26 protein-coding genes are annotated in these 21,945 nt (G+C 65.2%); 15 read left to right on the top strand and 11 right to left on the bottom strand.

The features are described 5' to 3' along the window. Window positions 1-67 precede the first annotated feature (67 nt). Window positions 68-325 carry a hypothetical protein gene (locus tag AC3A6I_RS08495; protein ID WP_487543252.1) on the top strand — a complete coding sequence of 86 codons (258 nt, stop codon included), beginning with the start codon at window positions 68-70 and terminating at the stop codon, window positions 323-325. Window positions 326-344: 19 nt separating this feature from the next. Here AC3A6I_RS08495 and AC3A6I_RS08490 read toward each other — a convergent pair whose 3' ends face one another. Then, window positions 345-809: an NUDIX hydrolase gene (locus AC3A6I_RS08490; RefSeq protein WP_487543251.1), complete on the bottom strand. Its 465-nt coding sequence runs from the start codon at window positions 807-809 to the stop codon at window positions 345-347. A 100-nt stretch (window positions 810-909) separates the two neighbouring features. On the opposite strand from AC3A6I_RS08490, the gene AC3A6I_RS08485 reads away from it, so the two are divergent. Further along, window positions 910-1,884, top strand: a complete 975-nt coding sequence (locus AC3A6I_RS08485) for an aldo/keto reductase (protein WP_487543250.1) — start codon at window positions 910-912, stop codon at window positions 1,882-1,884. Here AC3A6I_RS08485 and AC3A6I_RS08480 read toward each other — a convergent pair. The 4 genes from AC3A6I_RS08480 to AC3A6I_RS08465 all read right to left on the bottom strand — a co-directional run bounded on the left by AC3A6I_RS08480 (window position 1,881) and on the right by AC3A6I_RS08465 (window position 4,567). Further along, window positions 1,881-2,318: a PPC domain-containing DNA-binding protein gene (locus tag AC3A6I_RS08480; protein ID WP_487543249.1), complete on the bottom strand. Its 438-nt coding sequence runs from the start codon at window positions 2,316-2,318 to the stop codon at window positions 1,881-1,883. The two genes, AC3A6I_RS08485 and AC3A6I_RS08480, sit on opposite strands and share 4 nt — an antisense overlap. Window positions 2,319-2,418: 100 nt before the next feature. Beyond that, on the bottom strand, window positions 2,419-3,618 hold the full coding sequence (locus AC3A6I_RS08475) for an MFS transporter (protein WP_487543248.1): 1,200 nt from the start codon (window positions 3,616-3,618) through the stop codon (window positions 2,419-2,421). A 58-nt stretch (window positions 3,619-3,676) separates the two neighbouring features. Next, complete coding sequence (locus AC3A6I_RS08470; protein WP_487543247.1) at window positions 3,677-3,982, bottom strand: DUF1905 domain-containing protein; 306 nt, start codon at window positions 3,980-3,982, stop codon at window positions 3,677-3,679. Window positions 3,983-3,985: 3 nt separating this feature from the next. Beyond that, a complete protein-coding gene (locus AC3A6I_RS08465; protein ID WP_487543246.1) occupies window positions 3,986-4,567 on the bottom strand; it encodes a hypothetical protein in 582 nt (193 codons plus the stop codon). Window positions 4,568-4,694: 127 nt separating this feature from the next. Between AC3A6I_RS08465 and AC3A6I_RS08460 the strand changes: the two genes are divergently transcribed. Together AC3A6I_RS08460 and AC3A6I_RS08455 are read left to right on the top strand one after the other, a co-directional pair. Next, window positions 4,695-5,114: a VOC family protein gene (locus tag AC3A6I_RS08460; RefSeq protein WP_487543245.1), complete on the top strand. Its 420-nt coding sequence runs from the start codon at window positions 4,695-4,697 to the stop codon at window positions 5,112-5,114. A gap of 175 nt (window positions 5,115-5,289) precedes the next feature. After that, on the top strand, window positions 5,290-6,531 hold the full coding sequence (locus tag AC3A6I_RS08455) for an MFS transporter (protein ID WP_487543244.1): 1,242 nt from the start codon (window positions 5,290-5,292) through the stop codon (window positions 6,529-6,531). 4 nt (window positions 6,532-6,535) lie between these two features. Here the strand turns inward: AC3A6I_RS08455 and AC3A6I_RS08450 are convergent, their stop codons facing one another. Continuing rightward, window positions 6,536-7,333 (bottom strand): phosphodiesterase, encoded by a 798-nt coding sequence (locus AC3A6I_RS08450; protein WP_487543243.1) that lies wholly within the window; start codon window positions 7,331-7,333, stop codon window positions 6,536-6,538. A gap of 159 nt (window positions 7,334-7,492) precedes the next feature. On the opposite strand from AC3A6I_RS08450, the gene AC3A6I_RS08445 reads away from it, so the two are divergent. The 3 genes from AC3A6I_RS08445 to AC3A6I_RS08435 all read left to right on the top strand — a co-directional run bounded on the left by AC3A6I_RS08445 (window position 7,493) and on the right by AC3A6I_RS08435 (window position 9,333). Further along, window positions 7,493-8,197, top strand: coding sequence for a gamma-glutamylcyclotransferase (locus AC3A6I_RS08445; protein WP_487543242.1), 705 nt, complete (start codon window positions 7,493-7,495; stop codon window positions 8,195-8,197). 41 nt (window positions 8,198-8,238) lie between these two features. Continuing rightward, on the top strand, window positions 8,239-8,820 hold the full coding sequence (locus tag AC3A6I_RS08440) for an SOS response-associated peptidase (protein WP_487543241.1): 582 nt from the start codon (window positions 8,239-8,241) through the stop codon (window positions 8,818-8,820). A 123-nt stretch (window positions 8,821-8,943) separates the two neighbouring features. Beyond that, window positions 8,944-9,333 (top strand): hypothetical protein, encoded by a 390-nt coding sequence (locus tag AC3A6I_RS08435; RefSeq protein ID WP_487543240.1) that lies wholly within the window; start codon window positions 8,944-8,946, stop codon window positions 9,331-9,333. A gap of 12 nt (window positions 9,334-9,345) precedes the next feature. Here AC3A6I_RS08435 and AC3A6I_RS08430 read toward each other — a convergent pair whose 3' ends face one another. After that, window positions 9,346-10,353, bottom strand: coding sequence for a TerC family protein (locus AC3A6I_RS08430; RefSeq protein WP_487543239.1), 1,008 nt, complete (start codon window positions 10,351-10,353; stop codon window positions 9,346-9,348). Window positions 10,354-10,513: 160 nt separating this feature from the next. Continuing rightward, on the bottom strand, window positions 10,514-11,767 hold the full coding sequence (locus tag AC3A6I_RS08425) for an NAD(P)/FAD-dependent oxidoreductase (protein WP_487543238.1): 1,254 nt from the start codon (window positions 11,765-11,767) through the stop codon (window positions 10,514-10,516). 421 nt (window positions 11,768-12,188) lie between these two features. Between AC3A6I_RS08425 and AC3A6I_RS08420 the strand changes: the two genes are divergently transcribed. The 6 genes from AC3A6I_RS08420 (at window position 12,189) to AC3A6I_RS08395 (ending at window position 19,442) form a co-directional block, all read left to right on the top strand. Continuing rightward, window positions 12,189-13,799, top strand: a complete 1,611-nt coding sequence (locus AC3A6I_RS08420) for a peptide ABC transporter substrate-binding protein (RefSeq protein WP_487543237.1) — start codon at window positions 12,189-12,191, stop codon at window positions 13,797-13,799. Between the two features lie 55 nt (window positions 13,800-13,854). Beyond that, complete coding sequence (locus tag AC3A6I_RS08415) at window positions 13,855-15,618, top strand: ABC transporter ATP-binding protein (RefSeq protein WP_487543236.1); 1,764 nt, start codon at window positions 13,855-13,857, stop codon at window positions 15,616-15,618. 13 nt (window positions 15,619-15,631) lie between these two features. Further along, a complete protein-coding gene (locus AC3A6I_RS08410) occupies window positions 15,632-16,564 on the top strand; it encodes an ABC transporter permease (protein ID WP_487543235.1) in 933 nt (310 codons plus the stop codon). Then, window positions 16,561-17,463 (top strand): ABC transporter permease, encoded by a 903-nt coding sequence (locus AC3A6I_RS08405; RefSeq protein ID WP_487543234.1) that lies wholly within the window; start codon window positions 16,561-16,563, stop codon window positions 17,461-17,463. Before AC3A6I_RS08410 ends, AC3A6I_RS08405 begins: the two co-directional genes overlap by 4 nt. A gap of 1 nt (window position 17,464) precedes the next feature. Further along, on the top strand, window positions 17,465-18,664 hold the full coding sequence (locus AC3A6I_RS08400; protein ID WP_487543233.1) for an aminotransferase class V-fold PLP-dependent enzyme: 1,200 nt from the start codon (window positions 17,465-17,467) through the stop codon (window positions 18,662-18,664). Between the two features lie 61 nt (window positions 18,665-18,725). Beyond that, window positions 18,726-19,442, top strand: coding sequence for a FadR/GntR family transcriptional regulator (locus tag AC3A6I_RS08395; protein ID WP_487543232.1), 717 nt, complete (start codon window positions 18,726-18,728; stop codon window positions 19,440-19,442). On the opposite strand, the gene AC3A6I_RS08390 is transcribed toward AC3A6I_RS08395, so the two are convergent. Together AC3A6I_RS08390 and AC3A6I_RS08385 are read right to left on the bottom strand one after the other, a co-directional pair. Further along, complete coding sequence (locus AC3A6I_RS08390; protein WP_487543231.1) at window positions 19,439-19,960, bottom strand: HPP family protein; 522 nt, start codon at window positions 19,958-19,960, stop codon at window positions 19,439-19,441. The genes AC3A6I_RS08395 and AC3A6I_RS08390 overlap by 4 nt on opposite strands. Before the next feature lie 98 nt (window positions 19,961-20,058). After that, entirely contained in the window at window positions 20,059-20,514 is a 456-nt protein-coding gene (locus tag AC3A6I_RS08385) for a YaiI/YqxD family protein (protein ID WP_487543230.1), read from the bottom strand. A gap of 81 nt (window positions 20,515-20,595) precedes the next feature. On the opposite strand from AC3A6I_RS08385, the gene AC3A6I_RS08380 reads away from it, so the two are divergent. Continuing rightward, on the top strand, window positions 20,596-21,009 hold the full coding sequence (locus AC3A6I_RS08380) for a hypothetical protein (protein ID WP_487543229.1): 414 nt from the start codon (window positions 20,596-20,598) through the stop codon (window positions 21,007-21,009). Window positions 21,010-21,011: 2 nt separating this feature from the next. Here AC3A6I_RS08380 and AC3A6I_RS08375 read toward each other — a convergent pair whose 3' ends face one another. Beyond that, on the bottom strand, window positions 21,012-21,386 hold the full coding sequence (locus AC3A6I_RS08375; RefSeq protein ID WP_487543228.1) for a VOC family protein: 375 nt from the start codon (window positions 21,384-21,386) through the stop codon (window positions 21,012-21,014). 101 nt (window positions 21,387-21,487) lie between these two features. Here AC3A6I_RS08375 and AC3A6I_RS08370 point away from each other — a divergent pair, with 101 nt between their 5' ends. Beyond that, window positions 21,488-21,943, top strand: a complete 456-nt coding sequence (locus tag AC3A6I_RS08370) for an L-2-amino-thiazoline-4-carboxylic acid hydrolase (protein ID WP_487543227.1) — start codon at window positions 21,488-21,490, stop codon at window positions 21,941-21,943. Window positions 21,944-21,945 lie beyond the last annotated feature (2 nt).

Raw genomic sequence — 21,945 nt, 5'->3', positions numbered from 1 at the left:
CAGACCGGCGCGCGGAGGTCACAGGTCGGACGATCGATCTGTGGCCTCGCTCATTCAGGAACCCTACATGACCCATCGCTATGCCGTCGGCCAGATCCTCGAGATGCGCGCTTCCCCCCGTACCAGCACGCGCGTCGCCGGCCCCTGCGAGGTCATTTTCCGCCTGCCGCACGATCGCGGTCCCGTGCTTTACCGCGTGCGTTCGCTCAACGAGACCGTTGAACGCATCGTCGACGAGATCGACCTGACCCTGAGCAAGGTCGAGAAATCCGACGACGAAACGACGTCCACTCCGTTCAGCATCGCCGTCACCCCTCGTCGCTGAGGCGGCGGGGCTCGGCACCCTACTCTCCAAGCGCCTCAAGCAGCGCATCGATCAGTTGCCGCTGCCCCTTGTGCAGCTTCATCCGCGCAGCCTCGATCGCGAACCAGCCTGCCCGGTCGACCTCGGCGAAGCTTTGCATGCGCCCGGAGCGCGGCGGCCACTCCAGTTCGAACAGGTTCGACCTGATGGCCTCCGGCGCAAATTCTCCCTCGAGCGCAAACGCTACCAGGACCTTGCCGCCCGTCACCCGGAACTCTCCGAGCGGCACCAGCCCTCCAGCCGGCGGCGCGGCGCCCACCTCCTCGGCAAACTCGCGTCGAGCCGCCGTCTCGAACGCTTCACCCGGCTCGACCAGACCCTTGGGAATCGACCACGCCGCCTCATCCTTGCCGGCCCAGAACGGACCGCCCGGATGGACCAGGAACAGCTCGCGGCCTCCGGTCCGCTGCCGATGCAGCAGAATCCCCGCTGACACCTCAGCCACGCCAATCCCCTTTCCCGCCGCCGTGCATAAGCCTTTCTGCCGCCTCGCCTTCCTGCCCCGCATCGGCAACACTCCGCGCCCCGACGACAGGAGCCAAGCCATGCCCGCCACCCTTGCCGCCACCGACACCATCCGCATCGGCACCAGCCCGGTCGAGCAGCCCCGCCTCGGCTTCGGCGGCTCCTGGTTCGTGCCCTACACCGAGCCGAGCGAGGAAGACAGAAATCTCCTCGCCGCCATGCAGGCCGCCTACGATGCCGGCATCCGCCACTTCGACACGGCCGCCACCTACGGCAAGGGCCATTCCGAAGAGCTCTACGCGAAATTCATCGCGCCGCGCCGCGACGAGATCTTCCTCGCCTCGAAATTCGATCCCCCCGAGAGCACGGCCGAGGCAATCTACACCGAGGTGAATGCCAGTCTCCGCCGCCTCAATACCGATCGCATCGATCTCTACTACATCCACTGGCCGCGCACCGGACGCGACATGCGGCCGGTCATGGAGGGCCTTGAGCGCGCCCGCGCCGAAGGCAAGATCGGCGCCGTCGGCGTCTCCAACTTCGGCGTCGCCGAAATGGAGCAGGTGAGCGAGGTCGGCACCATCGACGCCCACCAGCTCGGCTACAACCTCATCTGGCGCTACGCCGAAGAGGACGTGATCCCCTGGTGCATCGCCCACAACGTCAAGGTCGTCACCTACTCGACCATGGCGCACGGCATCCTCACCGGCAAATTCGCCCGCGATCCCGGCCTGCGTGAAGGCGACCAGCGCCACCGCATCCTGCCCTTCCGCGCCGATATCTGGCCGCATGTCTACGACGGCGTCGAGCGCATGAAGGCCATCGCCCAAGAGCTCAACCGCCCCCTCGCCCACCTCGCCATCCGCTGGAACCTCGCCCAACCCGGTATCGCTTCGGTCATCATCGGCGGTCGTAACGCCCGGCAGGTGGATGACGTCGCCGGCGTTCTCAACGGCGACATCCCGGCCTCCGCCCTGGAGGAGCTCACCGCCATCAGCGACGAAATCGTTCGCCACGTCCCTCGCGCCGACAACCTCTTCGGCCGCGTCGGCTAGACCCGGATCAACGCCACGCCACTCTCGGCATCGACGCGCTTCCTGAGCGCACCGGGCGACTCGGTGAGGACCAGTTCCAGCGTCGGCCGGACGTAGCCTGCCTGCAGGTGCCCGGCCAGCGCGCTGCCATCCCGCCGTCCCAGCACGGCATGAACATGCACGGCCGGCTTGCCGTCCGGGCCAATCGCAATGTCGCCGGTGAGCGAAGCCACCTCGGTCTGCTCCTCCACCGGGATCGGCAGGTACTCCTTGCGCTCCCAGTCGAAGAAGGCGAGCGTCGCACGCTCGAATGCGCCGATGGCGGTGAAGCTCGCAGCATCGAGCCCTTCCTGCTCGGCGAAGCGCTTGAGGCACTCCATCGCCTCGTCGCCCGTCTCGAGTACCATCACCCAGGTCGCCTGACCTGCCGCTTCGTGCAACCGCCTGATCCGCATCCGGGCCTCCTGAGCTTGCCCTGCGGCAAACGCCCCAGGCGGCTCACGGTTGCGCCGATGCTCGGTTATCCCCGCCATCCACTGCGGTGCGATACTGGCGTCAAGCTACAGCCGGACGGTCCACCACGTTATGCGCCACCACCAGCACCAGTGCCCCCACCGCCGCCAGCCCACCGGCAATCCAGAACAGCTCGAGATAGTGTCCCGGGGCGGCCACCACGCCGAAGATGCCGGCCGACAGCATGCCCGACACCACGAAGGTCACATCGAGCAGCGAGGTCGACAGTCCCACCCGGCCACGGATCGCCTCCTGCATGTAGCTGAGCGGCACGCTCATCAGCGCCGCGATGGCCACAGCGCAAGGCACCTGCAGCCAGTAGACTTCGGCCACGCTCGAGGCCCGGCTCATCAGCACCATGTAGAGCGCGAACACCAGCGCCGCCGCCGCGATCAGCGTGTGCTTGCGGAACCGGCGTCCGGCCAACCCCCACAGCAGCATCAGCGGAATCTCGAGCAGTGCTCGGATGCCGTTGGAAATACCGACATCGCCGATATTGCCGCCAAAATCGCTGACCATGGCCAGCGGCGTCGCGGTTCCCGAGATCCGGATCGCCACATTGATCAGCAGGATCCCGCCGATGCCGATCAGGATCGGCGTCCCGATCCCTTCCCGCGCCCCCTCCACCCGCTTGGGCGGCCTGGCCTCGACCCGTGTACCGGGATCGGCCAGCATCAGCAGCGAAATGGCGCCGCAAACGAGATAGGCTACCGCCGCCAGCAGGTAGACGTCGAACACCTGGTAAACCGCCGCGATCCAACCGGCGAACGGTGGCACCATCACCCACGATGCCGCATAGATCGAGCGCAGCACGGTGATCCGGAACTCGGCCTCCCTGGGCAGCCGCTGGTCGTAGAACACGCGCGCATAGGCAAAGGTCTGGCTGAACGCAGCGTTGCCGAACGGCAGGATCACGCAGTAGGCGATGACGAAGGCAAACGGGCTGCGCAGTACATACATGAGCCCAAAGCCGAGCGCGCCGACCAGCGCCGTCGCCAGCATCAGCACGCGCCGGTCGCCCATCCGGTCCGACAGCCAACCCAGCGCCACCGAGGCCAGTACGCCCACGATCGAAGCCGCGGTCAGGATCAGCGCATAGTCGGCGTGACTGATCTGCAGCGCATCGATGGCGATGATCGCATCATACGGTGCCGTCGACGCAAGGCTGATGCCGATCGCGACAAGGCTGCCCGACACCAGCACCGCCATGGGCAGGCGCGGCTGCGGCTGTACGACATCCATGCGTTGAGTCCCTCTCTCCGTGGGTCCCCACATAGCCGGCCGGGCTCGCCGCCAACAATCAGAATCGCGGCTGGCTGTTGCCAATGGTCATCGCCACCTCGACCTCGTCGTCGGCCGTCACGCCGATCTTGCGGCGTACTGCGTCCTTGATCGGCAGCAGGTAGGTTCCATCCTTGGGGAACAGCGAGGTTTGAAAGCTCACTTCGTTGATCGTCGCACTCACCGGGATCACGCCCCAGCCATAGCTCGCGGCCTTCTTCACCTTGCCGATCTCGGCCCCGATCTCATCGGGGATGCGGGCGAAGAAGAACGGCGCAGGCCCGCGCCAGTGGATCACTATCGCCCGGAATTGCAGGTCCTCCATTGCCTACTCCGTCGGTGGGATGAATTCCGCGATCGCCGGTTCGACCGTCGGCGTGTCGTCGCCACATTCGAAGGCCTCGGCGCCGTCGCCGAGTTTTCGCGCCCGCTCATTGGCTGGCGCCCCGTCGGCGGCCGCAACATAGCCCACGACGCAGGCGCGCGAGCCGTCCTGCGGCTGGCCCACCCGCGAGACGACGAGAATCTGCGTCGCCCAGTTCCCGTCGATATCGGCGAGGTACCAGCGCTGGATTGCCGCCACCGGCCGCTTGGTCTCACCGTCACTGCGTACGCGCCACTCCACCGTCCCGTTCGAGTAGTTGAACGGGGAGAAGCTTGGCATGCCGCTGTCGGTGGCAAAGCCGTAGGTGACCGTCTCGCGCCCGTCACCATAGCGGATCACGTAGGGGTAGCCGCCATATCCGGGGCACACGAGGTCGGCCCAGTCGCCCTCCCCCTCGGCGGCGCTGCTGGCAATGACCGTGCAGTCGGTGTCCTGGTTCAGCCTGGTGTATTCGCTCGACAGCTCCTGTCCCATCACGGGCAATGCGGCGCCGGCGAGTACCGTTGCGGCGATCAACAGCTTCATGGCAATTCCTCCGTGAACATCCTCTGGTGGCCCACGAACCCGACGCGATCATGTCGACAGGGACGCGTCTTGTTCCAGTCACGCTGCCTCGCTAGCGTCGTCGGCGCAAGAAGGAGGAGTTTCCATCATGCCGACACGTCTCAACCCATATCTCAGCTTCCAGGGCAATGCGCGCCAGGCCCTCGAGTTCTACAAATCCGTGTTTGGCGGCGAGCTCACCATGAGCACCTACGCCGAGGGTGGCATGCCGCACGATCCGGCCGACAAGGACAAGATCATGCACGGACAGCTGGTTTCGCCCAGCGGCTACTGGCTGATGTGTTCCGACAACCCGCCCGGCATGCCCTATACGCCGGGGAACACGGTGACGGTGTCGCTGAGCGGCGATGCCGATGCCGAATTGCGCGGCTACTGGAACAAGCTGGCCGATGGCGGCACCATCGCCACACCGCTCGAGAAAGCACCTTGGGGCGACAGCTTTGGCATGCTCACCGACAGGTTCGGCACCGCCTGGATGGTCAACATCGCCGGGGCCAGCAACGCCTGACGCTCTCCGGTCGGCCGTTCGCGGCCGGCCCCCACCTTCCACGACACTATAGTCTTGACTTAAGTTTCGGTGCATTGTTACTTAATCTACGAATTAAGTGATGTCGGCATGTCGAAAACGCGGCCTCTCGTTCGTCTAGGGGGTAGCGTAGGCTTGTCCTGGAGGGACACTTGAAATGAATACCCGTTACGGTTGGGTCGTCGTCGCCGCCGGCGCCGTGATCACCTGCGTGGCCATGGGCGCCATGTTCGCCCTGCCCGTCTATCTCACGCCGATCTCCGTGGAGACCGGCTGGACACATGCCGGCATCTCGATGGCGATGACCGTCGGCTTCATCGTGATGGGCGTCGCCGGCTTCGGCTGGGGTACCCTCAGCGACAAGATCGGCGCCCGCCCCGTGGTGCTGATCGCTGCCGCCCTTCTCGGCGCCGGTCTCCTGCTCGCCAGCCAGGCGCGCGACCTCATCGTCTTCCAGTTCGCCTATGGCGGCCTCGTCGGCGCCTCGGGCGGCGCCTTCTTCGCCCCGATCATCTCGGCGACCCTGGGCTGGTTCGACAAGAATCGAAGCCTCGCCGTGTCGCTGGTCTCGATCGGCGGCGGCGTCGCCCCGATGACCATGAGCCCGCTCGCCGGCTACCTGATCGACATGTGGGGCTGGCGCAGTGCCATGTTCTGGATCGCCATCGGGGCGGTCGTGGTGGTCGTTCCGACCGCGCTTCTGATCCGCCGCGCCCCCTGGGTCACCAACGACGCCCCGGCTCCGGCCCCCTCGGCCGACGCCACTGCGGCAGTTGCACCGGCGAAGCAGGCTTCCGGCTTCTCGGTCCTCAAGACCCCCCAGTTCATCGTGCTCGCCGCGACCTTCTTCCTCTGCTGCGCCGCACATTCGGGCCCGATCTTCCACACCGTCAGCTACGCCATGATCTGTGGCGCAACCCTCACGGCAGCGACCGGCATCTACGCCATCGAGGGCGTCGCCGGCCTGTTCGGCCGCCTCATCTTCGGCGTCGCCGCCGACCGGATCGGCGTGCGCAAGGTCATCGTCGGCGGCCTCGTCCTGCAGGCTGCGGGCATCTACGCCTACATCTACCTGCGCGACATCAGCCACTTCTACATGCTGGCCTCGGTGCTCGGCCTCGCCTATGGCGGCGTGATGCCGCTCTACTCGGTGCTGGCCCGCGAATACTTCCCGCCACGCCTGCTCGGCACCGTGCTCGGCGCCGCAACCATGACCTCGTCCATCGGCATGGCCTTCGGCCCGCTCGGCGGCGGCTGGCTCTACGATACGTTCGGCACCTACAACTGGCTCTACATTGCCTCGGCCGCAGTCGGCCTTGCCGCCGCAGCTATGGCGCTCGCCTTCCCGCCGCCCCGCAAGAGCGAGGACGACGGGACCGGCCAGCTGCAGCCCGCCTGACCGGCTACTCGGCGGCGATGACGATCTCGCCATTGCCGTCGATAAAGTCCTCGAACAGCACGGTGGTGCGGTCTGGCGTCCCCACCACCACAGCCATCTGCCCCGGCCCGCTGAGGCGCCGGAACGGCACGCCCGGCTGGTCGATGTTGAAGCTCACCGAATAGTGGCCACCGGCCAGCGTCGTGAACGGCAGCCCGCGATAGGTCGCCGCCGAAGTGAGGTGCACATGCCCTGCGATCACCTGCCGGATATCCGGATGCGTCTTCAGCGCCTCCACGAACGCGTCGGGCTCGAGGATGCGGATCGTATCGGACTCGATGTGCAGCGCGTTGGCATTGTGGTGCAGCACCACGATCACCGGCCGATCCATCACTTCGGAGAGCCGCGCCTTCAGCCAGTCGATCTGCGCCATCTCGAGCACGCCATCCACCCGGCCCGGCTCGGACGAATCGAGCAGGATCACGCGATAGCCCTCGGCATCGATCACCTTGTCGATCTTGCCGGTCTCGGCTGCGAACTCGGCTCCGAACACCTCGAGGAAAGTCGCCCGGTCATCGTGATTGCCCAGCGTGATGTGCACGGGAATCGGCAGCCGAGCGACAATGCGCTTCAGCCGCTCATAGGCCGCGGCCTCGCCATGATCGGCAAGATCGCCCGCCAGCACGCAGAAGTCGGCATCGCCGTAGCGTGCAATCACGGCGTCCACGGCGTGCTCCAACCGCGCCGCCGTATCCAGCGTCATGCTCAGCGCGCCCTCGGGCACCAGGTGCAGATCGCTCATCACGATGAATTTGAGTGTCATATCCAACCCCGTTTTGCTGCCGCGCTCGTAGCGCCGGGGCGTGACCGGCACGTGACATTGCCCGCGAGAAAAACCGTACCATCGGTACACTTGCCCCACTGTCGCCGAAGCGTCATAAGCGCGCCCTTCCCGGCGGGGGGCCCGCTAGGAGTTTCGTGAATGCCGTCGCCCCGCAAAATGGCCCTGACCGCTGAATTGGTTGCCCTGGTCGAACGCCTCGAGCCCGATCCCGGCCCACCGCCCGGCATGGCCGTTCCCACCGAAGATGAGATGCGGGAGCGCGCTGCCGCCTTCCTCGCCGACCGCCCGGAAGGACCGCTCTGGCTGTTCGCCTATGGCTCACTGATCTGGAAGCCGGAGACGGAGCATCTCGATACGCGCCCTGCCCGCATCCACGGCTGGCACCGCCGCTTCTGCCTGCGGCTCACCCGCTGGCGCGGTACGCCCACGCTGCCCGGGGTGATGATGGCCCTCGACCGCGGCGGCTCTTCGGTCGGCATCGCCTACCGGTTGCCCGAGGAAGATGTTCTCGGCCAGATGACGCGCCTGCTCTGGCGCGAAACCGATGCCACCCCAGCCACCAACGTGCCGCTCTGGGTCAGCCTGGAAACTGCCGACGGGCCGATCGCCGCCCTCGCCTTCGTCGCCTCGCCCCGCGGCGCCAACTACATCAGCAAGCTGCCGCTGACCGAGGTTGCGCGCACACTTGCCCGCGCAGCCGGGCATTGGGGCTCGGGCGCGCAGTATCTCTACAACACCGTGGTCAACCTCGAGGCCCACGGCATCCGCGATCGCACGCTGTGGCTGCTGCAATCCATGGTCGCCGACGAGATCCGCCGCGAGTACCTGCAACTGGCGGCGTGAACCTGCTGGCCGAGGCGGGCACTTCGCTCTAGCCTCGGCCCATGTGCAACTCGTACGAACAGCAGGTCACCTACGCTCAATACCGCGACGCCATCCGCGCCGCGGAACTGCAGACGCCCGAGAGTGAGACCGCCAGCGACCTGCCGCAGTCGGATAATATCCGCATCGGCGACATGGGTCCGGTGCTGCGTGCTTCCGGGAACGGCGTCGAACTCATCCTGATGCGCTTTGGCTGGCCGGCGCCTCGCCCCAAGGCGCCGCCCGTCTTCAACTTCCGCTCCGACAACCGGCACTTCGACGACAGCAAGCGCTGCCTCATCATCCTCTCGGGCTTCTTCGAGTTCACCGGCACCAAGTCGCCCAAGACCAAGTACCGCTTCCGCCTCAAGGATTCGCCGGTGATGGGCATTGCCGGCCTGTGGAGCGAGGACAAGGACGGCGCGCTCAGCTTCACCATGCTCACCACCGAGCCCGGCCCCGACATTGCTCCGATCCACGACCGCCAGGTCTGCGTGCTCAAGCCCGAGCAGTGGGCCGACTGGCTGTTCCTCAGCCGGCCGGAGGCCGAACTGCTCGTGCCGCTCCCCGAAGGCACACTGCTTGTCGAGATGGTCCGGCCCTAGCTTGCCGCTCACGCAGCCGTGAACCACAGCCCGCAACCGCTCGCGTCTCCGCAAGGTTGAGTCGGATGCCCGCGCCTTCCCTCGCTGGCACTTGCGACCAGAAAACCGTGAAAGGAGCCCGTCATGAAAGGCGTCCTTCCCGCCCTGTGCTTTGCCTTGGCCTTGCTCCCCGCGACCGCACAGGCTCAACCGCCACTTGAAGGCAGCACTCACACCTTCGTCGATCCAATTTTCGTCGGCACCGTGTTCTGCGACAGCTACTACGAGGTGCTGGCCATCGCCACCGCCGACGACCCGCAGGCGGTGTTCACGACCTTCGCCACCGATCGCAACGAGATCGACGAGCCCGTCTGCGCCTCGATTGCACCGACAGGCAGGATCGTCGACGTCCGCCCGCTCGGCATCATGATCCGTGAGGACGCCCGCTACGACGCGTGGGCGGTCGAAGCCCAGGTGAACGGCATGATTGGCTTCGCGCTCTACCTGGAGAAGCGGTCAGACATTCTCGTCTGACCGCCAGCCGCGTCAGGGCTTGAGGTGCCCCTGGCTGGGATCCTCTACTGCGGTGACGTCTCGCTCACCACGGGTCTTCCACAACGAGAAGATAACGCCACCGGCCAGGATCGCGATCGTCACCAGAAGCGAGAGCAGCGTGTCGATCTTGATGCCGAACGGCACAAGCGCGACCTTGATGCCGATCAGCACCAGCACGATGGCCAGCGACACCTGAAGATAGCGGAACCGGTTCATCGCTGCCGCCAGCGCGAAGTAGAGCGCACGCAGGCCGAGAATGGCGAAGATGTTGGAGGTGTAGACGATGAACGTATCCTGCGTCACCGCGAACACCGCCGGCACGGAGTCGACGGCAAAGATCAGATCGACGGTCTCGACCATGATCAGCGCCACACCCAGCGGCGTCAGGAAGGTCACGAGCTTGCCGGTCTTGCTGTCGGGCTGCTTGGTCGTGAAGTTGTGGCCGTCGAGCTGCTGGCTGATCCGGAAGTGCTTCCTGAGGAAGGCCAGGATCGGATTGTGCTCCATATCCGGCTCCTCGTCCTTGTGGCTGAACATCCGGATACCGGTGAACACCAGGAAGCCGCCAAACAGCAGCAAAATCCAGGAGAACGAGTGAACGAGTGCCGCACCCAGGCCGATGAAGATGGCGCGGAACACGATCACGCCAAGAATGCCCCAGAACAACACGCGGTGCTGGTAGATGCGCGGAACGGCCAGGAAGCCGAAGATGGTCGCGATGACAAACATGTTGTCCATCGCGAGGCTCTGCTCGATCAGGTAGCCAGTGTAGAATTCGAGCCCCGCCTCGGCGCCGCGGCTGAACCAGACCCACAGGCCGAACAGCACCGCCACAAAAACGTAGCCGGCGTACAGCGTCAGGCTCTCCTTGGCCGAGATCTCGTGGTCGCGCCGATTGAGCACACCAAGATCGAAGGCCAGCAGGCCGACAACAATCGCCAGGAAGGCGAACCAGAAATAGGCGGGAGTACCTAGAAAATCGGCGAGCAAAAATTCCATTGCCGGACCTCTCCATGTGAACGTGGAGCAGTTCCGACATCACGGGGCGTTAGACGCCACGTCAGAGGGGCCCGGTAACCGCGCACCAGAGATAGCTCAGCCAATATAGGTGGCAAGGTGCCTCACGACAAAGCGTACGGTACAGATTGTCGCAGGCCGATCAGGCGCCACGGAACCGTGTCGGCGCGAATGCCGACGGATCGAGGAATGGCGCCTCACCGGTTATCATCTCGGCAATCAGCCGGCCGGTTGCCGGCCCCAGCGTGAACCCGTGATGCGCGTGCCCGAACGCAAACCACAGGCGCTCGTGCCGCGGCGCTGCACCGATGATCGGCATCATGTCGGGCGTGGCCGGCCGCGCCCCACGCCAGGGGTGAGCGTCGGCCCGTGCTCCCAATCCCGGGAACAGCGCGCGCGCAATCGGCTCGTCGCGATCCACCTGGACCGGCGTCGAAGGCGCATCGCGCAGGGCGAATTCCGCGCCGGTCGTCATCCGGATGCCTCGCTCCATGGGCGTCAGCATGAAGCCATGATCGCCGTCGTTGATCCAGTTTCCGAGCGGCTGCACATCAGGCTGGTGGTAGTGCATGTGATAGCCGCGCTTCACGCCGAGCGGCAGCCGGTACCCCAGCCGCTTCGTGAGATCACCGGCCCACGGGCCGAGCGCAATCACCGCCTCTTTGGCCTCGACGACCCCATCCCTGGTCCGTAGGCGCCAGCCCACGCCACCTTGCTCGAGTTGCAGCGCATCGCCATGCGTGAACCTGCCCCCCAGTCGCTCGAACAACTCGCGATACTTCACCACGAGACCGCCCGGGTCGCGAACTGTCCACGGCTCGACCCAGTGAAGTGCACCTCTGAGTTGCGCCGCAAGGCCGGGCTCGCGTCTCAACATCTCATCGCCGCTGAGCTTTTCGTGCTCGACCCCGAATTCGCCACGTGCCCGATCGGCATTGGCGTAGGCTTGGTCTCGTTTCGCCGGATCCCGATAGATCTGATACCAGCCGCGCTTCTCGATCAGGTGCCCGGCCCGCGCCTGCTCGATGAGTGGCGCATGCTCAGCCACCGATGCCGCGATCAGCGGTGCATACGAGCCCACGATCCGGCTGTAGCGTTCGGGCTGAGAATTGCGCCAGTACCGCGCAAGGAAGGGGGCGATCACCGGCAGCGTCGCCAGATGGTAGTGCATGTCGGTACGGTTGTTCAGGCCGTAGCGCAGGATGTCGCCGAGAGCCCGCGGAAAGGCATAGGGCAGCACGCCTTCGCGCTGAATCACCCCCGCGTTGCCGTAGGAGGTCTCCTCGCCGGCTCCGCGCCGGTCCACCAGTACCGTGGCCCTGCCCCGCATCTGCAGATGCAGCGCCACGCTGACGCCAACGATACCAGCCCCCAGGACAATGCTGTCAGCCTGCATGCGACCGATTCCCCTTACGACCGGGCGAGCCTAACGCCGACCGACCGCGATGTCCCCCGCAGACATCGGCGGGGAAACCACTCCGCATCTTACAATCGGACTGCCCGTGAACGCGGCACCCAGCCTGTTCGCTAACCGCAAATTGCGCAAGTCTGCTCACTGTTTTGGCAAACGCGGCTACAGCACAACGAATATCCACCGGCTCTCGCGAGGGGGACTTGCCAAGCCCGGCGCCAGTTGTCAGACATATGTCATATGGCGGTCTTCTGAGGGGATTGGCTGTCATGAATCCGACGCTCGGGAGGAGATCTCCGTCCTGATCGTCGCGCATTCGATCCGCCTTCCGGTCGCCATCATGCATGGCCGCAAAGCGGATATCGGGGACGTAACGACAACGGCTCTGCATCAAGGAGGGAGCTCAATGAACGCGTTGCTGAAGATCGTCGGCGCGGTCGCGCTGGCTGCGGGTCTGACCGCCGTACCGGTGCTCGCGCAGACAAGCTTGACGGTGCCGGGTGGGTCCACCACCGGCACCTACATGGACTACATGAAGACGGTTTATGCGCGTGCTTCGGGCTCCGAGCTGCTGCAGATCCCGCTCACCAGCTTCGACAATGAATATCAGCTGACCCCGCTTGCGGCGGAGAGCTGGACCCAGTCGGAAGATGGCCTGAGCTGGACCTTCAAGCTCCGCGATGGCCTCGTCTGGAGCGACGGCGAGCCGCTGACCGCCGAGGACTATGTCTTCGCCCTCCAGCACGCCGCCACCTCCGGCTACGACTTCGCCTGGTACTGGGACTTTGCCGGCGGCATCCAGAACTGGAAGGAAGTTACCGAAGGCAAGGCCGAAGCCACGACGCTCGGTATCAAGGCCGTCGACGACAAGACCCTCGAGGTCACCACCGTTGCGCCCAAGCCCTACCTGCCGGGCGTGGTGTCGCTCTGGTATCCGGTGCCCAAGCACCAGTTCGATAAGTTCGGCGACGACTGGTCGACCAATGTCGAGAACGTCATCTCCTCGGGCCCGTTCAAGCTCAAATCCTGGGAGAAGTCGAACAATTCGGTCGTCCTCGTGAAGAACGAAACCTACACCGGCCCCTGGGCCGCAACGGTCGACGAGCTCACCATGGACCCCTCGGTCGGCCTGCCTGAAGTCGGCATGCCCGCCTTTCTCGCCGGCGATCTCGCCTTCACCTACCTGAATGCAGGCCAGATTCCGGCCATGCAGCAGCGCATGCCCGACGCGATCCGTACCAACACGGTGTTCGCGACCTCGTATATCTCGTTCGACCTCGAAGCCGCGCCGTTCGACAATGTCGATGTCCGCCGCGCCTTCTACTATGCCGTCAACCGCGACGAGCTGACCAAGACGGTGCTCAAGGATATCGCCATTCCGGCCGGTTCGATCCTCGCACCGGGCTATCCCGGCTACAGCGAGAACATCGCCAAACAGGCCGTATTCGATCCGGAAAAGGCCAAGGAATTCATGGCCAAGGCCGGCTATCCGAATGGCGAGGGCTTCCCCACCATCGAGGTCTGGTTCCGCGAGGAAGGCGGCTATAACGGCGCCATCCTGCCGCCGATGGCCCAGTACCTGCAGGCCCAGTTCAAGGACATCCTTGGCGTTACCATGAACATCAAGGTCATGCCGGGCAAGGACTGGATGGAGGGCATGCTCGCCCGCAAGAACAACATCTACATCGCGCCCTACGAGTACGACTATCTCGACCCGTCCAACTTCTACGGCATCTTCTACAATGGTGGCCGTCACAGCTACCACGTCGCCGAGTACGACAAGCTCGTCGCCGAAGCCGACAAGGCGCCGGTGTGGGAAGACCGTGTGAAGCTCTACGAGCAGGCCGAGCAGGTGATGATCGACCAGGGCATGATCGTGCCGCTGGTGCACCCGATCATTATGGCTGTGGTCAGCGAGGATATCACCGGCCCTGGCGTCACGCCGAACAGCAAGGGCTTCACCCCGCTCGATCGCATCGGCAACTTCCTCTACTCGCACATCAGCGTCGCGCGGTAGCGAACTCATGCTCCCCGGCTCGTCCGGGGAGCGCTTTTCCTGCCCGGAACAGCCTATGAAACTCGTCGATATCAAGGGCCTGAAGGTCAGTTTCGCCCAGCACGGCGGCACTGTCGAAGCCATCCGCGACGTCAGCCTGCATGTCGAGGAAGGCGAAAGCCTCGGCATCGTCGGCGAGTCCGGCTCAGGCAAGTCGGTCACCTGCATGGCGCTGATGCGCCTGCTCGCCCCCACGGCTCGGATCACCGCCGACGGCATGGTCCTCGACGACGTCGATGTGCTCGCGGCCGACAAACGCACCATGTCGTCGCTACGCGGCAGGTCCGCCGCGATGATCTTCCAGGACCCGATGACCGCCTTCGATCCGGTCTTCACCATCGGCCACCAGATCGTCGAAACCATTCGCACGCACCGGCGTGTTTCCAAGCGCGAGGCGCTGGCTGAGGCCGAAAGCCTGCTCAAGCGCGTCGAGATCGCCAACGCGGCCGACGTGCTCGGCCACTATCCGCACCAGCTCTCCGGCGGCATGCTGCAGCGCGCCATGATCGCCATGGCGCTCTCCTGCCGCCCTAAGCTGCTGATCGCCGACGAGCCAACCACCGCGCTCGACGTCACCATCCAGGCTCAGATCCTGCAGCTGATCAAGCAGCTCCAAGCCGAGTTCGGCATGGCACTGATCATGATCACTCACGATCTCGGCGTCATCGCCGAAACCGTTGATCGCGTCGTCGTCATGTATGGCGGCCGCGTCATGGAGGAAGGCCCGGTCCAGCAGATCTTCGACGCGCCCAAGCACAGCTACACCCAGCAGCTGCTCGCCAGCCTCACCGCAGGCATCGCCAAGACCCCGGACCGCGACGAGCAGGTGGCCCCTGCCCTGGAACTGCGCGACCTGGGCAAGATCTACAAGCTCCGGCGCCAGGGTCGGATCTTTTCCAGCTATGTCGATCATCACGCCGTCCGCGCCGTGAACCTCGTGCTGCCGCGCAACAAGATCGTCGGGCTGGTCGGCGAGTCCGGTTCGGGCAAGAGCACCACCGGCATGATGGCGATGCGCCTCACCGAGCCGACCCAGGGCAGCATCCTCGTCGACGGCACCGATATCAGCGGCCTCGACAGCGAGGCACTGAAATCGTTCCGTAAGCGCATGCAGGTCGTATTTCAGGACAGCTACTCGGCGCTGGACCCGATGCTGACCCTCACCGAGATCATCGCCGAGCCGCTCGATATCCACGGCCTGCACCAGCCGCGCCAGCGCACCGAAATGGCGCTCGACTGGCTCGAAAAGGTCGGCCTCGACCGCAGCTTCGGCAGCCGCTATCCGCACGAGTTGTCTGGCGGCCAGCGTCAGCGCGTCGCCATCGCCCGCTCTCTAATCCTCGGCCCCTCGATCCTCGTGGCCGACGAGCCGACCTCGGCGCTCGATGTCTCCGTGAAAGCCCAGATCATCGGGCTGCTCAAGGAGCTGCAGCGCGAGATGGGCCTCTCCATGCTGTTCATCAGCCACGACCTCTCGGTCGTCCGCTCGCTCACCGATAGCGTCGTCGTCATGTATCGCGGCCGTATCGTCGAACAGGCGCCCACCGCCTTGCTCTTCGAAAATCCCCGGCACCCCTATACACGTGCGCTACTCGACGCGATCCCGGCCACCAACCCGCGCGACCGCCGCCAGCGCACCTTCCTCAAGGGCGCCGAGATCGACGCCGCGACCCCCCGCCTTGCCGCCGCCAGCCTTGTCGGCGCGGCGGTCCCCGGCGATACCCCGCAACTCGTCCCCATCGCGCCCGGCCACCTGGTCGAGGCGATCGTGACGCACTAGGGAGCCCGCGCGCATGGTCCTCTACATCGTCCGCCGCCTCCTCTCGATCGCCTTCACCTTCTTCGTGGTGTCGGTCATCGTCTTCCTGATGATGCACGCCGTGCCCGGCGGCCCGTTCGACGGCAATGAAATGCCGGTTTCCAAGGCCGTGCGCGACACGCTGATGGCCAAGCTCGGCCTCGATCAGCCGCTCTGGGTCCAGTACGTGAACTACATGAAGGGCGTGCTGACCTTCGACTTCGGCTTCCCCTACCAGGCACCGGGCGAGACGGTGATCAGCCTCCTCGCCGATGCCTGGCCGCCGAGCCTCATTCTTGGCGGCCTCGGCGTGCTGGTCGGGGCGCCACTGGGCATCCTGCTGGGGATGGCCGCCGCGCTCAACCGCAACACCTGGATCGACTATTTCGCCTCGGCGCTGGCTACGCTCGGGCTCACCATACCCGTCTTCGTCATCTCGATGCTGCTGATCCTCGTCTTTGCCGTCTGGCTCAACTGGCTGCCGGCCAGCGGCTGGGGCAAGCCCGAGCGCTGGATCCTGCCCATCATCGCCTACGCCGCCATCCCCGTCGCGACCTACGCGCGCTATACGCGCTCGGCGATGCTGGACAACCTCAACCGGCCCTTCGTCACCGCCCTGCGCGCCAAGGGCCTGAGCGAGAACCGCGTCATTTTCCAGCACGTGCTGCGCAACTCGGCCATCCCGATGGTCGCGGTGTTCCTGCCGATGTTCATCGGCACTGCCACGGGCTCGATCTTCGTCGAGGCGATGTTCCGGGTCCCCGGCCTTGGCTCGTACTTCGTGTCCTCCATTGAGAACCGGGACTATCCACTTGAAATGGCGCTCGTTCTCATGGTCACGCTTATGTTCTGTTTCGCCTACCTGATCAGCGACATCTGCTATGCCTGGCTGAACCCTCGTATCCGCTTCGGGGACCAGCCGCGATGAGCTCCGAGGTCCAGACCAGCACAGCACTCGCCGTCCCCGCCACCCGCAAGCAGCGCAGCCCCGCCTGGTTCGCCTGGCGCCGCTTTCTCGCCAACAAGGCGGCAGTGGCAGGTGGCATCGTCCTTGTCATCCTGATGCTGGCGGCCATCTTCGCGCCGCTCTTCACCAAGACTGCGCCCGACCAGCAAGCCTTCCTGCAACAAGCGCTGGCCATGCCGTCGGCCGAGTTCTGGTTCGGCGTCGACGATCTCGGCCGCGACTTCTTCACCCGCATCGTCTACGGCGCCCGCGTTTCGCTCACCATCGGCTTTGCCGCGGCCGCCTTCAGTGTGCTGATCGGCATCCCGCTCGGTGCGTTGGCCGGTTACTTCGGCGGGCGCACCGACTGGGTGATCATGCGCATCATCGAGCTGTTCTCGGTAGTGCCGTCGCTGCTCGCCGCATTGCTGCTCGGGGCCATCACCGGCGGCGGCTTCCTCACCATCATCGTCATCTCGGCGCTGTTCGGCTGGGTGAACGTGTGCCTGCTGGTCCGGGCCCAGGTGAAAGCCCTGCGCGAGAAGGAGTTCATCCGCGCCGCGCAGGCGCTCGGCGCCTCGCCCTGGTACATCATCCGCCGGCACCTGATCCCGAACGCGATCTCCCCGATCATCGTCGGCTTCGTGCTCGCCATCCCGCTCGCCATGATGCTCGAGGCCTCGCTCAGCTTCCTCGGTATCGGCGTGCCGCCGCCGACCCCAAGCTGGGGCCAGATGATCAATGTCGGCATGAATTTTATGTATTTTTACTGGCACATGGCCGTGTTTCCCACGGCCGCGCTCGCCATCACCGTGCTCGCGACGACCCTCTTCGGCGACGGCCTCCGCGATGCCCTCGATCCAACCCTGAAGGGGCGCTGACTTGTCCTCCAACCTCGCCCGACACTTCCTGCTCCGGGACGATGTCGTCTTCCTCAATCACGGCTCCTTCGGCGCCTGCCCGCGCCCCGTCTTCGAGCGCTATCAGGCCTGGCAGCTCGAGCTCGAGCGCGAGCCTGTGCAGTTCCTCGGGCGGGGTCTGAGCGATCGCATGCGCGTACCACGCGAGGCGCTGTCGGCGTTTCTCGGCACGGGTCCTGACAACATCGTCGGCCTCGTCAACGCCACCGAGGGCCTCAACATCGTCGCCCACTCGCTCGACCTGAAGCCCGGCGACGAGATCCTCACCACCGACCACGAATACTCCGCGCTCGAAAAGACCTGGACCTACGTGGCCCGTCGCACCGGTGCGAAGATCGTCACTGTGAAAGTGCCGATGCCGCTCGTCTCCGAGGAGGCCTTTACGGAGGCGATCCTTGCCGGCATGACGGATCGCACCCGCGTCCTCTTTCTCAGCCACATCACTTCCCCCACCGCCCTGCTTTTCCCGATCGAGCGCCCCATTGCAGAGGCGCGCAATCGCGGCATCTGGACCGTCATCGATGGCGCCCACACACCGGGGCATATTGTACTCGACCTCGACGGCATGGGCGTAGATTTCTACGCCGGCAATTGCCACAAGTGGCTGATGACGCCCAAGGGCTCGGCATTTCTGTATGTCCGGCCGGAGTTGCAGGGGATGATCAATCCACTGGTCATCAGCCACGGCTGGACCAAGGATTCCAAGCTTCCCGACGCCAAGGGCGCCTTCGGCAACTCGCCGTTCATCGATGAGCTCGAGATGCAGGGCACGCGCGATCCCGCCGCCTGGCTGACAGTGCCGGCCGCGCTGGAGTTTCGCGCCGAGCATGACTGGGCCAGCGTCGCCGCCGACTGTCACATCGTCGCGCAGGATACCGCGCGGCGGCTGCAGGAACTGACCGGTCTCGCGCCCCTGAGCAGCCCTGAATTCTGCGCCCCGCAGATGGTCGCCATGCCCGTGCCCGAGGCGGATATGCCGGTGCTCGGCCAGACGCTGTTCGACCGCTACGGCATCGAGATCCCGAGCTTCAAGTGGCAGGACCACTGCATCATCCGCCTGTCGGTGCAGGGGTACAATTCCAAGGCGCAGATGGACATCCTGATCGACGCGCTGACGCAGGAACTGGGGCTCGCCGCCCAGCCCTTGCGACAGCATGGCTGACACACGTGTTGCGGATTTCTGAACGTATCATTAAAGCCGTCTGAACGGCCGGAGATACACCGTGAGCAAGGACGGCGCACTGAGCTACCTCGAACCGCTCGAGCAGCGGACGCGCGGTGTTGCGGTGCTCGACGCTCTGGCCGAGATGATCGAACGCGCCGGTCTCAAGACCGGAGATCGCCTGCCCCCCGAAATCTCGCTGGCCGCCACACTGGGGGTCGGTCGCTCGACCATCCGCGAGGCCCTAAACCGGTGGGAAGGCCTCGGCATCATAAAGCGGCGGCGAGGTGACGGGACTTACCTCGCCGCGCGAGTAACCACCTCCAGGGGCCTCGTCCCCACGATGATCCGGCTCGAAGGCGAGGCGCTGCTGCGCCTGATCGAAGTTCGTCGCTCGCTGGAAAAAGACGTGGTGCGCAAGGCGACGCTCAATGCCACGCCGGGACAGCGCGCCGAAATCTCGCGCCTGTGCGACGTCCTGATCGCCGAGGTCGATGCGCGCCGCAACTGGCACGAGGCCGACCATGCCTTCCACGGCGCCATCTACGAGGCGTCCGGCAATCCCATGTTCGGCCAGATCCTGCATCGCCTGGACGACGCACTCGAGCGCTCGAGCGAGTCTCCGTTCGGTCGCGACGATTTCGGCCTCGACTCTTTCCCGCCGCACCGCGAACTGGCGGATGCTATCGTGGCCAACGATGCCGATGCCGCCGTCGCCGCCATCAACAAGGTGCTCGACCGCGTCGAAGCGGACGTGCGCGCCATCATCACGGCTTAGGGCGTGTCGCGCACCGGGTTGGGCGGCCGTCGTGGATAGGTGATGCGCGGCGGCAGGCGGTGATGCACCAGCGCCACCGCCACGAGGCACACGGCCCCGAACACCACCACGATGAACAGCGTCTCGGCCGGCATGTGCGTAGAGAACGCCACCAACGGCACGGCGCCGGCCGGCGGATGGGTCACGCGCAGCGCCAGCATCGCGGCAATGGTCAGCCCGACGGCGATCGTCGCTACCCACCACACCTGCGGCAGGACGGCGAGAATGGCCACCGAGATCACTGCCGCCAACAGGTAACCGCCGAACACGTTGGCCGGCTGGGCGAGCGGGCTCTCGGCCTGCCCGAACAACAGCACCGCCGTCGCGCCGAATGGTGCGAGCAGCATCGGCAACCCGGTCAGCGCCGCCAGCGCGCCAACCAGCGTCATGGCGATCACCGCGCCGAGGCCGGACTTGAGGTGCGAAAGAGTTTCGCCGCGCGGCTCATGCCGGTGGAGGAAATCTAGTATCTGACGCAAAGGAGAGAAACTCGGGCGGGAACAAACCGGCACGTCTTGAAGCGCAGTTTGCAGCCCATTTCAAGGGCATGGCGACCATAGTTTATGCAACTTGCGTCTCACCCGCGCTTGGCGCGCTGCACGGCTTCGTCGAAAACCTGCAGGAAGTTCGATCGATCCCTGGCCGTGAACCCGGCATTGTAGCCCTTGCTCTCGCCGGTCTCGCGCAGGTGCTGGTTCAATTCGCGCATGGCCAACGCCATACCGATCGATTGCTCGGTGAAGGGCTTGCCCGTGGGCCCCAGCACCACCGCGCCCTGCTTGAGCGCCCGCCCCGCCAGTGGAATGTCCGACGTCACCACCAGATCGCCCGGCCCCGCGTGCTCGACGATCCAATCGTCCGCGGCATCGGCGCCCTGCGGCACCATCACGTTGCGGATCATGGGGTCGCGCGACGGCCTCAGCCCGAAATTGGCGACGAAGGTGACGACCAGACCGTGTCTTCCGGCGACACGGACGACCTCGTCCTTCACCGGGCAAGCATCTGCATCCACAAAGATTTGCGGCGTCGCCAATCGTGAGGCCCTCCGTGCACAATCACGCCGCAATGCCAGCGCAGCCATGCCATGACAAGACCAACGACACCGGATTCGCCGATGCGCCTCGCTTCCCTCGCCATACTTGCCGCCCTGCCTCTGCTTGCTGCCTGCGACAGCAGCGCCCCACCCAGCCAATCGAACGACACCGCCACCAAGCCCGCGGCAACCAAGCCTGCCGCCGTGCGTCCGGTCGCTCCGGCGAACTTCCCGTTCAACGCCCGTCCATTGCTCGGCACGTGGGGAGCCGACGCCGCCTCGTGCAACGGCAACGCCACGGTGGTCACGGCGACCACCTACGCGGTCGGCGGCAAGAGTTCCGACCTGCAGCTTACCGACAACAAGGATGGCAGCTTCACCGTCACCATTGACGGCCAGCGCCTCACTCTGACGCCGATCTTCGGCCCGCCGGGCGAAGGCATCCGCGTTGCGGCCGGCGACGCCAAGCCCACCAACGTCTTCCGCTGCCGGTAGGGCTACATGCCTTCGACGAAGCCCAGGATATTGCCCTCGGAATCCTTGGCCCACGAGTTCTTCACCGGCCCGAAGCTGGCAATGCCATTCTCGGTCCGGAGGTCCGGCAGATCGTAGTCGATGAATTCGACACCCTTGCCGCGCAGCGCCTCCATGTCGGCGACGAGGTCGGTGGAGCCAAAGCTCAGCAGTGTGTGTTCCGCTGTGCCGGCATAGTCGGATTTGTAAAGGTAGGCGGTGACGCCGTTGAACTGGTAGCTCGCGCCATACTCGTCCTGGCTGGTCGGCGCGTAGCCGAGTTTCTCCTCGTACCACTTCACCGCCCGCTCGACATTGTGGGCCGGGATCATCGCGGTGACTTTGGTCTGCGTGTTCATGGCGCGTCCTCCTTGGATGATGGTGCGCAACGCGGCAGTGCGGCGCGGGGTTTCACCATCGCGCGGATACTGCCATCATCACAGGAACGAGGAGCCTCCGCATGACGCCGTTCGAACGGATCACCACCCAGGTCCAGGCTCAGATTCCCTTGATCCGTGCCATGGAAGCGGCGCTCGGCAAGACCGAGGCTCATCGGCTGGTGCGGGCGGCTCTCGACAAGGCCAACCGCGAGCTCGTTGCGCAGCGCGGCGCCCTGCTCGACATCCCCACGCTTGCCAGCGAGTTCGCTGGCTTCGGCGAAGGCATCCGCTACGAGTTCGAGACGCTCGAGCAGACCGATACACTGCTGCGTAACCAGGTCAGTCATTGCGACTATGCCGAGTTCATGGAGCAGATCGGCGCTCGGGATCTCGGCGAACTCCTGATCTGCAACTCGGATTTCGCCATGGCCGATGAACTCGGCCTCAAGCTCGAGCGCACCAAGACCTGCATGAACGGCGACGGCCAGTGCGACTTCTGCTACCGCATCAAGACCGAACGCCTGACCACGGCTTGAAC

Source organism: Devosia sp. Soil_C_22, from assembly GCF_057657195.1.
The sequence above is the reverse complement of the archived record's forward strand: the minus strand, read 5'-3'. Positions and strand labels throughout refer to the sequence as shown.